The 11,402-nt window shown below is 61.3% G+C and carries 6 protein-coding genes; 4 read left to right on the top strand and 2 right to left on the bottom strand.

What is annotated here, in order from left to right; all coding sequences use genetic code 11:
- Window positions 1-363: 363 nt before the first annotated feature.
- The gene (locus tag N0B15_RS14185; protein WP_263020361.1) at window positions 364-696 is read right to left on the bottom strand and encodes a hypothetical protein; all 333 of its coding nucleotides are present in this window, start codon (window positions 694-696) and stop codon (window positions 364-366) included.
- Window positions 697-863: 167 nt separating this feature from the next.
- Between N0B15_RS14185 and N0B15_RS14180 the strand changes: the two genes are divergently transcribed.
- Together N0B15_RS14180 and N0B15_RS14175 are read left to right on the top strand one after the other, a co-directional pair.
- Window positions 864-1,589 carry a sugar phosphate isomerase/epimerase family protein gene (locus tag N0B15_RS14180; RefSeq protein WP_263020360.1) on the top strand — a complete coding sequence of 242 codons (726 nt, stop codon included), beginning with the start codon at window positions 864-866 and terminating at the stop codon, window positions 1,587-1,589.
- A 109-nt stretch (window positions 1,590-1,698) separates the two neighbouring features.
- Window positions 1,699-2,808, top strand: coding sequence for a Gfo/Idh/MocA family protein (locus tag N0B15_RS14175; protein ID WP_263020359.1), 1,110 nt, complete (start codon window positions 1,699-1,701; stop codon window positions 2,806-2,808).
- A 32-nt stretch (window positions 2,809-2,840) separates the two neighbouring features.
- Here N0B15_RS14175 and N0B15_RS14170 read toward each other — a convergent pair whose 3' ends face one another.
- The gene (locus N0B15_RS14170; protein WP_263020358.1) at window positions 2,841-4,694 is read right to left on the bottom strand and encodes a DUF262 domain-containing protein; all 1,854 of its coding nucleotides are present in this window, start codon (window positions 4,692-4,694) and stop codon (window positions 2,841-2,843) included.
- Window positions 4,695-4,826: 132 nt separating this feature from the next.
- On the opposite strand from N0B15_RS14170, the gene N0B15_RS14165 reads away from it, so the two are divergent.
- Window positions 4,827-5,744 (top strand): phage tail protein, encoded by a 918-nt coding sequence (locus N0B15_RS14165; RefSeq protein ID WP_263020357.1) that lies wholly within the window; start codon window positions 4,827-4,829, stop codon window positions 5,742-5,744.
- 130 nt (window positions 5,745-5,874) lie between these two features.
- Complete coding sequence (locus N0B15_RS14160; RefSeq protein WP_263020356.1) at window positions 5,875-11,298, top strand: CARDB domain-containing protein; 5,424 nt, start codon at window positions 5,875-5,877, stop codon at window positions 11,296-11,298.
- The last annotated feature ends 104 nt before the right edge of the window (window positions 11,299-11,402 follow it).

The following is an 11,402-nucleotide window of genomic DNA, read 5'->3' as shown; positions in this document are numbered from 1 at the left end:
CGGAGTATGTATCGTCTACACACTCACACGTAACGTGGTCAATTCGGCGACTCCGATCGATTCGACCGATCGAGCGTCACCGAACTATCGAGGCTCACATCAGATCCCTTCTGTACGGCGGACCGCAGGGGAAGGATCCTCATTTCCTTCGGATTTAGTTGTAGTGCCCGACCAGTACTTAACGCCTTCGAACCAACTGCTCATCGACAGAGAATACCACGCCCGATCCGGGTGAGACGAGTGACAGTGAGAGCGACAATATCGAGGCTGACTCGAATTTAGTGTTTCTTTCGCGCGTGCACGCGAGACCGAAGTGTCGGCAGAACCGGGCGGGCGGGACGAACCGACGGCCGCGAGCGGGGGTTACAGCTCGAGGAGTGTCTCGAGCGTCTCGAGCGCGTCGTCTCTCGAGTCACAGTCCTCGCGGAAGACGACACGGTGGCAGTCGGTACGGACGAGTTCGACGCGCCACCGACGACGAACCGACACCTGTCGGCCGAAGAGGGGAAAGTCGGCCCACGAGGTGGCGTAGGCGAGCGCCGTCCGCGGCGGAGCCTCATCGGCGGTGAGTTTGACCGCGTCGTCGTCGGCCCGTTCGACACTCCAGCCCTCGAGAACGGTGTACGAGGGGAGGGGACACTCATCGGAAGACGGCTCGGGAGGGCTGTCGCGAGCGTGGCGCTCGAGTACGCGCATACGCCAAGCCGTCGTGAGACGAGCATATGCTTTCTGGTGGTGCGCGCGAACGTCCGGCGACTCACCGAAGCGCGCCACTCGAGGAGCGTACACGAACCCGAGTACGTATTCCGGCAGCGTACACCGCCCTCCCGAATCGTTTTCCGCGGGCCGCCCGTGCTCGAGATATGGCACGGATTGCGTTACAGCTCTACAGTATCAACGACGTCGACGACGACCTGCTGACCGTTCTCGAGACCGTCTCGGAGACGGCGTTCGACGGCGTCGAGTTCGCGGGAGTCGAAGGGGAGACCTCGGAGATCGCGACGACGCTCGAGGAGACCGGTCTCGAAGCACCGAGCGCACACGTCGGTATCGAACAGCTAGAAGACGACCTCGAGGGGACGCTCGAGACCTACGAGGAACTGGGCGTCACCGAACTCGTCGTGCCCTACCTGCCGCCGGAGGACTTCGAGACGCGCGAGCGCATCGAAGAGACCGCCGAACGACTGTCGGCGGTCACAGCGGGTCTCGGGGAGGGACAGTCACTGCACTACCACAACCACGACCACGAGTTCGTCGAGGTCGACGGGCGGCCGGCGCTCGAGCACCTGATCGACCTGACCGACGACCTGCAGATCGAACCCGATCTGGGGTGGGTCGGCGTCGCAGGCTACGATCCAGTGGCGTTCCTCGAGACCCACGCCGACCGAGTCTCGCTCGTCCACATCAAAGACTACCAGGAGGGTGGCCAGCCGGTCGAAGGAGGCACCGGCGACCTCGATATCGAAGCCGTGTCAGCGGCGGCACAGGAAGCGGGTGCGGAGTGGCTGATCTACGAACACGAAGAGCGCCAGGACTCCTACGAGACGGTAGAGAACGGCGCGGCGTACCTCGAGCCGTACCGCGGGTAGTCGGACGCTCCGTCCGCCCCGACGGAGTGTGGAACAGAGGCAGTGGCCGACTTCTCAACGGAATTTCCGAATGGCGAAGTGATATGTGCGTGCAATCGTACTATCGTCCATGTCAGACAGTGGGCGGACGGCCGCGGTCGGGGTGGTGGGTCTCGGTGGGATGGGATCGAACCACGCAAGCAACGTCGTCGACCTCGGTCACGAGGTTGTGGCGGGGACTGATGTCGTCGAAGCGGGGAGAGACCAGTTCGGACGCGAGTTCGACGCGAGAACGTACGAACACGTCGACGAGATGTACGAGCGTGAGGACCTCGACGCCGTCATCGTCACGACGCCGAATACGTTCCACGAGCAGGCGGCCGTCGGCGCGCTCGAGCACGGGTACGACGTCCTCTGTGAGAAACCGCTGGCGCACACGCTCGAGTCGGCCGAACGGATCGCCGAGGCGGCAGCGGAGTCGGACGCGTTCTGCATGGTCGGCTTCCACAACCGGTTCTCCGCGCCCGCACAGCTGTTCAAGGCCCAGCAGCGGACCGGACGCTTCGGCGACGTTCGCCACGTCGAGGCCAGGTACATCCGCCGCCGGGGCATCCCGGGTGTCGGCTCCTGGTTCACCAACCGGACGCTCGCGGGCGGCGGCGCGCTGATCGACATCGGCGTCCACGTCCTCGACCTCGCGCTCTACGTCCTCGAGTTCCCCACGGTCGTCGAGGTGCTCGGCGTCACCCGCGCGGACTTCGGCGGGAGCGGGTCGTACGCCGACCCGGAGGGCTTCGCGGGCAACTGGGAGGCGGGGAGCGAAACGTTCGACGTGGACGATTCGGTGACGGCGCTGGTGCGCTGTGACGACGGCCAGACCATCTCACTCGACGTCGCCTGGGCGGCGAACCGCCAGCCCTCGAGCGGGCTCACCGTCTGTGGCACCGACGCAGGCGCGGAGTTCTCGCTCTACGAGGAGTCGCTCACCATCCTCGAGGCCGCCACTGCCGGGTCCGATCACTACGCCGACACCGAGTTGCGTGGGTCGCCCGAACGGACGGGCCACGCCGCCGAAGCCGCCTGCTTCCTCGAGGGCGTCCTCGAAGGTGAGGCACCCGAGATCAACACGCTCGAGGAGGCGTTGACGGTCCAGCGGGTCGTCGACGCCATCTACCGCTCGTGTGCCGACGGGGAAGCGAAGAATCTAAAGGATCTGAACAAAGCAGCCACAAGACCTTGATATGAAATGTGGAGGAAAGATACCCTCACCAATTATTGGGAAGGGGCTGGATTGGCTCTGTTGCTAATATGACTTGGCGACTGATTTAGTAATCTCTCAACGATCATCTCTTTTCTTTTGTTGAAGAACGCCTCTGCGTTACTAAGCTCGTAAAGTTCGGGGTCTGTAGGAATCAAGTGGCGTTCAAGATATTCATTAGTCCTCGTCAGAAGCCAATCGCCAGGATCCTTATCTGACTTTTGTCTGTTTTCACCCTTTTGAATGAGTTGAAGATTAGCAGGATTGTCCCGATATCTCGACATAGAGTGTGCTTTTTCAGTAGACATTCCCAATTCATCAATTAGATACTCTTTTTTTAGCTTTGACTTGGGGAAGATGTGATCTAGTTCATAATCGTAATTTTCGTTCGCGATGTTAGGGAAATAGAGTAAAGACAACAGCACCTCAGACACTTGGTTATTGGACGTATTATTGTTGAAACGCCTCTCAATATTTTCCCTATCAAAGGCCATAGACTTATTATAATTATTGATGGCTGCTTCAATGTCAGCTATTGGGAACTCGTTCTTCTTTGCTTCCTTTAAGGCATTCCTCACACCTTGAATGGTTTGTGTGGTACCACCCGTAGTCAAGTCTCCTGTAGTCACCATAGAACAGATCCAATAGAGAATTCTCTGTCTGGTTTCTGCACCCTGGGTAGAGTCGTAGGACAAAGAAGGATTGCCATTTATGTAAAAGTAGTATATTATTGGCAGAGGAATCATTTTGCTTCGGACATGGCTCGTAGTAAATCCATAGCTTGCTAAGAGATCCAGCGTTTTGAAGATGGACTTCTCAAATTCAGGGTCCATCCAGGTTTCCTTCATTTTCGAAAGAGTGGTTTTGTTGAAGTTAGCTAGAGAGAAGGACAAACTAGTCACATCGCCAGCCAATAATAATGCTCGCAACACAAAATTTGAGTCAAACTCTTGACTGCCTCGCGCATTGTGTTGGTTCATTTTATCAACCAGATGTTGGATCTCCTCTCTTGCAACAATTCCCTGAGTATGATCATCATCACTCCAGTGAGCAGTAGCAATTGATAGAAGAATGTCGGACTTCTTTAACTGAGTTCCACCCTCATTCGCCCTAATAAATATATCCAACACTTTGTCTTGGCTTTCTTCACCCTCTTGAAAATAAGAGATAACTTCTTTTTCCCGGATAGCACGATACAAGTGATTGATGTTTTTACTCACTACGCCACGCGCCAGTTCAGCATTAATACCATCAATTCCCTCAATTTCTTCAATTATCCTTTCACCTTCTTCAGCAAAATCAGTCACCTGTAAGATATCTCCGACTCGATACCAATATTCCCCTTCTGTATGTGCAGGGTTAGGTTTTTTAAACTCAAACTGATATCTTCTCCCGTTAACTATTTTGTTGGTCGGTGATAAAAGATTTAAATATAGTTGCTTTCGATCCCACGAATCCAATTTATTACGTCGCTTATTTAACTTCTTAGTAGTCAAAGACCCTTTTAATCCGATATAAAAGGTGGTGAGGCGTTGTTGGCCATCTAAAACCAGATTGATACGATTTGGAGGGTTTTCAAATTCATCTAGATATCGCTCATTATGATAACGGACATCGGATAATTCTTCAGGGTGAATTGGGTCCTCAATGTAATTTTTCACAAACTTGTACTTGATTCTATTTTGCGCATATCCGCCACTAACTCTCCAGAATAAGAAAGATCCAATCGGGTATCCTCGTAATACAGAATCGAATAAATCAAGCATTTGTCCCTTTTCCCAGACAAACTCCCTCTGAATTGCAGGTATCAAGTAGTTATAATTTATGTCTTCGATGATACTGTCGATTGTGGTAGATTGATATCCCATTTACTGTGAGGTCAGTACTCATTACTAATAACATTTGTCTTCCGCATAAAATGGTCCGGTGATGGTTCAAGGGAATCTGTGTATCCACACATAATTTGAAATGGTGTGCGCCGCATTGACACCACGAGACGCATGAGTGAGACGACGACACTGTCGCACGAAACGTTCGAAGCGTACGAAGGAGCGACGTTCGAGGTCGCAGACGCCGCGGGACTCGAACTCGAGTTGGCCACGGTCACCAGGGCGAACGCCCCCGACGGCTGGGAGCGGTTCACACTCGAGTTCGACGGGCCCGACGACGGCGTCCTCGACCCGGCGTGTTACCGACTCGAGCACGGCGACCTCGGCGCCTTCGACGTGACACTGAGTCCGACGCAGTTCCTGACGGCCGATGGGGCGTCGCTGTACTACGAGGCGGTGTTTTCCCGCAGGGCGACGGATGCAGACGGCACAGCGCGGGCAGAGGCGAGGGAGGCGGAGCGAACCGGTGGGCCGGTGGGAATGTCGGTCGATCCGTTCCTCGGGAGTGTCAGTATGTTCGCGGGGAACTTCGCCCCGAGGGGGTTCATGTTCTGTGCTGGCCAGAGGGTTTCAATCGAACAGAATCAGGCGCTGTACAGCCTGCTGGGGACGACCTACGGCGGTAACGGCACCACCTACTACAACCTCCCGGACCTGCGGGGGCGGACCCCAATCGGCGCTGGAGGCGGTCCTGGTCTCACGAGCCGAGAGCCCGGCGACGAAGGTGGCGAAGAGCGCGTCACTCTCGGGACCCATCAGATGCCCGAACACACCCACGAGGCGAGTGCGAGTCTGCCGGTGAGCCGAAGTCTGGCCGACAGTCGGGCCCCGGCGGGGAACCACCTCGCCCAGCAGCCGACGGGAGACCAGGGCGTCGACATCTACGCGGAAGACGGACACGGCGGTCAGATGGCAGTCGATAGTCAGACCTATCCGGCAGGAGGGTCGAGACCACACGACAACATGCCGCCGTTTCTGGCGATGAACTACGTCATCGCCGTCTACGGCACCTACCCCGCACACAAGTGAGCGGCGCACGGCCGGCGTCTCCGAGCGCCGGCGTGCAGACGACCGACACACAAAACCAAATTATTTCCACCGGTAGTTTTTGTTATAAACATATAGGAATGTTAAATAGAGTACCTTCCGAAGCGTTATCATGATCCGGACGACGCGGTATCTCCATTCGGCCCGGCCGTTCGGCCGCTGGCCGGTACTCTGTCTCTGTCTCGTCCTCGCAATCGGCGTCCTCGCCGTCGGCGGGCTGGCGCTCTCGACGAGCGGCGAGCCGGCCGCACCGCTCGAGGAGTCGCTCGGTCCGAACCTCCTCGAGAACGGTGACTGTCGTGACTTCGACAGTGGGTCGATCCACCCCGACGGCTGGGTACAGGTGTCGACCAGCGGAACTGGTGTTCAGTGTCTCGAAGAAGAGGAGTGGTCACCGCCCCCGGTCAGCGGTGATCGGGTCTTCCACGACAACGGAGAATCCGCCGAATCGGTCGTCGAACAGACCGTCTCCGGAGTCGAGGGTGGTCAGGAGTACCAGCTGAGCGGATGGGTCGGCTCCGACGAACTTACCGAGAACGACCACGCCCGACTCGAGGTCCGCTTTCTCGACGGCGATGGAAGCGAGGTTGGCGGTGCACTCACGCTCGACGGACTGCAGTCTGACTCACACGAGGCGATGGAGGAGTTCAGCGACACGACGGTCGCACCTGCCGAGGCGACCCAGGCGGTCGTCAGCATCGCACTCGTCAAGGCTGGCGATGGACTGAATTTCCCGTTGATCTACGTCGACGACGTGCAGCTACGCCAGTTCAGCGGCCCGCCGACCGCCTTCGACGTCGACGCTGGCGAGGTGGGAATCGAGCACACCTTCGAGCCCGAGCAGACGCTGTTCGACGACTGGGGCGAGGGCGCAGACGACCGTGGCGACGAGCCAGCCGAGGTGTCACACTTCGGCGGCGGCGACCTCAGCAGTGAAGTGACCGACTACGCCGCCGGGTCGACGGCGACCCTCGCGGGCGGCGAGCTGGCGGTGAACGCCGACGGCAGCTTCAGCCTGGTCGAACCGACGGAAACCGGCGAGTTCGCGTTCGAGTACCGGCTGGCGAAAGCCGATGGAGTGCGCTCCGACGACGCGACGGTGACGATCACGGTTCGCGACCACCAGCTGTACAACCCACAGTGTGAGGAGGCGGACGGGAACCAGCAGCAGAAACCGGTCGGCTGGGACCGCGCTGAAGGCACGATTCAGTGTCTCGACCTCGAGTCGGACCCGGTGACCGAGCACACGTCCGTCGGTTCCGCCTCGTTCGCGGACTTCCAGTCGAGCGAGGCGTTCGCCCGTCTCGAGCAGACCGTCTACGTCGTCCCCGGCCGAACCTACACGTTCACGGGTCTCTACGGCACGGACGACGTCGACGACTACGGGACGGTGACCGTCGACTTCCTCGACGAGGACGGAGCGGTGCTGACCGAAGGCGCGATCGAACGCACCGACCTCCAGTCCGAGTCGACGACCGACTTCGACCGGTTCACCGAGGCGAGTGAAGCCCCCGCCGACGCACGGCAGGCGGTGATCGGCCTCGAGATCGAGAGCGTCGAGAGCTACCCCGATGAGCCAGCAGGCGTCTACTTCGACGACCTCGAGTTCGAACCCGGTGATCCGGCCGACGAACCCGTGGTCGCCTACGACGTCGACGGGCTCGAGGTCGGACTCGAGCACACGCTCGCACCGAGCGACTCCCTGCTCGCAGACTGGGGTAACGGCGCGGACGAACTGGGCGAGCCCGAGGCCGAGGTGATCGGCTTCGGCGGCGGTGACCTCGGTGGCGACGCCGGAGCGCACGCGCCGGGAGCGAACACCACACTCGCTGGCGGCGAGCTGACGGTGAACGCCGACGGCACCTTCAGCCTGGTCGAACCGACCGAGACTGGCACCTACACCTTCGCGTACCGACTCGAGAACGAGTACCACACGGACGAGGCGACCGTCGAAATCTGGGTCAGAGACAGTAGCCTGCTGAATCCCGCCTGCGAGGAGCAGTTCGAGGAAGGGTGGAGCGACGTCTCACCAGGTGATGGACACATCGGCTGTCTCGACCCACAAGAGTCGTCCGTCGGCGGAACGATGGAGCCAGCGGTGGGTGACGCCGTCCTCGGGGACGTGGCAGGAACCGGTGACGACGCCGTCGCCGAGCAGACCGTCCCCATCAGGCCGGGATACACCTACGAACTTCGCGCGCTGGTCGGAACCGAGACGGTCCCCGAAGACAGCGCCGTCTCGCTCGCCGTCGAGTTCCTCGACGGCGACGGCGAGGTGCTGCCCGACGAGGGACTCGAGCGAGAGGGGCTCCGCTCGGCGGACGCCAGTTTCGAGCCGGTGGAGGAGACGACGGTCGCCCCCGAGTCGGCCACCCACGCCACGGTCCGGGTGACGATCACGAACGGTGCCGAAAGCGGCTACGCGGGCGCGTACGCGGACGACCTCACGTTCGACGCACTCGGCACGCCGCCGACCGCGATGGCCGTCGACGGTCTCGACCTCGCCATCGGGGCCACACTCGAGACCTCGGTCTTCGACGATCACGGCCACGGGGCGGACGACCGCGGCGAGCCGCCCGCCGCCGTCGCTGGCTTCGGCGGCGGGGACCTCGGCGGGGACGTAACGAGCCACGACGCCGGGACGAACACCCCGCTCGCGGGCGGAAACGTCAGCATCGACGCGGACGGGACGCTCAGCGTCGACGCGCCGACCGAAGACGGGACCTACAGCGTCGAGTACCGACTCGAGAACGAGGCCGGAGCCGACGAGGCGACGGTCACGATCACCGTCGAGGACCGCTCGGAATTCGCCGTCAGCATCGAGGAGACACCGGAAACGGTGGTCGAAGGTGAGCCGCTGAACGTCAGCGCTGGCGTCGAGAACGTCGGCGAGAACGAGGGAACCCAGACCGTCACGCTCGAGGCCCGCTACGAGAACGAGACGGTGGCGTTCACCGACGACCACGAGGTAAGCCTCGGTGTCGGGGAGAACGAGAGTCTCGAGGCGTCGTGGGTTCCAACGGCGGCGGAGAACTACACCGTGGCCGTCTCGAGCGAGGACGACCAGGCCAGTACGACCGTCCGAGTGCTCGAACCTGCGGCATTCGCCGTCTCCATCGAGGATACGAACTCGCCAATCGCAGCGAACGAGACGTTGCTCGTGAACGCGACGATTTCGAACACCGGCGAGGTCGACGGTACGCAGACCGTCGAACTCGAGGTCAACGACTCGGTCCGCGATTTCCAGGAAGTGGCGCTCGAGGGCGGCGCGAACGAGACGGTCAGCCTCGCGTGGGAAACGGGCGTGGGCGATATCGGGAACCACACCGTGTCTGTCTCGAGCGACGACGGTCAGAACGAAACAGATGTCCGAGTACTCGAGCCAGCGAACTTCACAGTCTCCATCGACGAGACGAATTCGCCCGTCGTGGCGAACGAGAGTCTCGTGGTGAACGCGACGATTTCGAACGAGGGAGAGGCCGAAGTGACCCAGACCATCGAACTCACGGCGAACGACTCGGTCCGGGATTCGGGGCCAATGACGCTCGAGGGTGGCGCGAACGAGACGGTCAGCCTCGAGTGGGAGACCGGTGAATCGGACGCCGGAAATTACACCGTCACCGTCTCGAGCGACGACGATCAGAACGAAACAGATGTCCGAGTACTCGAGCCAGCGAACTTCGCAATCACCATCGATGGGACGAACTCGCCCGTCGTGGCGAACGAAACCCTGCTCGTGAACGCGACCGTCTCGAACACCGGCGAGGTCGACGGGACCCAGACCGTCGAACTCGAGATCAACGACTCCGTCACCGATTCCGAGGACGTGACGCTCGAGGGCGGCGCGAACGAGACGATCACCCTCGAGTGGGGGACCGGCGAGGGTGACGCCGGGAGCTACAACCTCACCGTCTCGAGTCCGGACGATCAGGACACGGCAGCGGTTCGGGTGCTCGAGCCAGCGAACTTCAGCGTCAGCATCGACGAGACGAACTCGCCGGTACTCGTCAACGAGACAGTGATCGTGAACGCGACGGTCTCGAACACCGGCGAGGTCAACGGTACGCAGACCATCGAACTCGAGGTGAACGACTCGGTTCGCGACTCGACGACCCTGACGCTCGAGGGCGGTGCGAATCAGACCGTGACCCTCGAGTGGCAGACTGGCGAAACAGACGCAGGCAACCACACCGTCACCGTCTCGAGTGAAGACGACGAGAGGAACGCGACCGTCACCGTCGTCCCGTTCGTCACCGTCGAGGGGACCGTCAGCGAGAGCGCGACGGGTGAACCACTCGAGAACGCGACGGTCGAACTGGAGACCGCAACCGAGACGTACACGACAGCGACCAACGCGAGCGGCGTGTTCGCCATCGATGCAGTCCCCGGAACCGGTGAGAACGCCACCGTCAACGTGAGCGCGCGGGCGTTCGACCCGGCGAGCCTCGAGACGACGGTCACGGAGACGGGCGCGACGACCGACGTCGACCTCGAGCGGACGGCACACTTCTTCGGCGTCGAGGGCGTCGACGGACCCGACGAGGTCGAGGCGGACGAGCCGTTCTCGATCACCGCAGCGGTCGCGAACCTCGGCGCATCGGACTGGACGGACACGGTGAACGCCACCGCCGGTGGCGAGCTTCTAGCAACGGAGAACGTCTCGCTCGAGGCGGGTGCGAACACCACTGTCGAACTCGAGGGTGCGCTCGCGGAGACCGGCGTCGTCGACGTGGTGGTCGCGACGGCGAACGAGAGCGAGAGCCACACACTCGAGGTCGTCTCAGCCCCCGGTCCGGGCGGGTCGTCAGGGTCGTCGGGGTCGTCGGCGACGCCCGCGGACATCGTCATCGAGAGCACCACCCTGAGCGAGAGTGAGACCGGCGTCGGCGAGGCGGTCACGGTCGACGTGACACTCACGAACGCTGGCGAGAGAGACGGCAGCACCGACCTGGCGCTCACCGTCGATGGAGAGCACGTCGACTCGACGCTGGTGAACGTCGGCGGCGGCGAGACAGTGACTGAATCGTTCACGCTGACAGTCGACCAGGCGGGCGTCTACGAACTCGCAGTGTCCGGGTTCGACGTGGGAACGCTCAGCGTCGGTGAGGTCGACACCGCGCCGTTCACCTACACTGTCACGGCAGAGCCCGAAACGCCGGTCGCCGGTGACGACGTAGTGATCCGACTCGACGTCGAGACCCTCCCCGGTGAAGAGCGAGACGCCACAGTCACCGTCGAGTTCGACGGGACGATCATCCTCGACGAAGACCGGCGACTCGAGGGTGGAGCGACGACGTCGATCGTCGCACAGACCGGCCCGCTCGAGGCTGGTGAGTACTCCTGGATCGCGATAGTGGACGAACGCGTCGAGACGGGGACGCTGACGGTGGCACCCGACGAGGCGGCGGACGGCGAGCCGGCGGACGAGAGCGACGACGGGACCGGCGGAGCCGACGACATTCCCGGATTCGGCGCCGGGGTCGCACTGCTCGTCCTGACGGCGGTCGCGGTACTGGCTGCTCGGCGCCGACGCTGACGCCGGCTAGCGCCCGACGAGAGAAGGGGTTTGCGGATCGGTGTGGGAGCCACCAGGCGGTGCGAGGTGCTCCGAACGGATTCAGAGGGTTCTCCGGACGGATT

The organism is Natronobiforma cellulositropha, assembly GCF_025629245.1.
Classification (GTDB): domain Archaea; phylum Halobacteriota; class Halobacteria; order Halobacteriales; family Natrialbaceae; genus Natronobiforma; species Natronobiforma cellulositropha.
Note: the sequence above shows the minus strand (reverse complement) of the source record. Positions and strands in the feature narration are given on the sequence as shown.

Coding starts and splice junctions, on each gene's coding strand:
- N0B15_RS14185 (WP_263020361.1), bottom strand. CDS start 696: ATGCGCGTACTCGAGCGCCACGCTCGCGACAGCCCTCCCGAGCCGTCT.
- N0B15_RS14180 (WP_263020360.1), top strand. CDS start 864: ATGGCACGGATTGCGTTACAGCTCTACAGTATCAACGACGTCGACGAC.
- N0B15_RS14175 (WP_263020359.1), top strand. CDS start 1,699: ATGTCAGACAGTGGGCGGACGGCCGCGGTCGGGGTGGTGGGTCTCGGT.
- N0B15_RS14170 (WP_263020358.1), bottom strand. CDS start 4,694: ATGGGATATCAATCTACCACAATCGACAGTATCATCGAAGACATAAAT.
- N0B15_RS14165 (WP_263020357.1), top strand. CDS start 4,827: ATGAGTGAGACGACGACACTGTCGCACGAAACGTTCGAAGCGTACGAA.
- N0B15_RS14160 (WP_263020356.1), top strand. CDS start 5,875: ATGATCCGGACGACGCGGTATCTCCATTCGGCCCGGCCGTTCGGCCGC.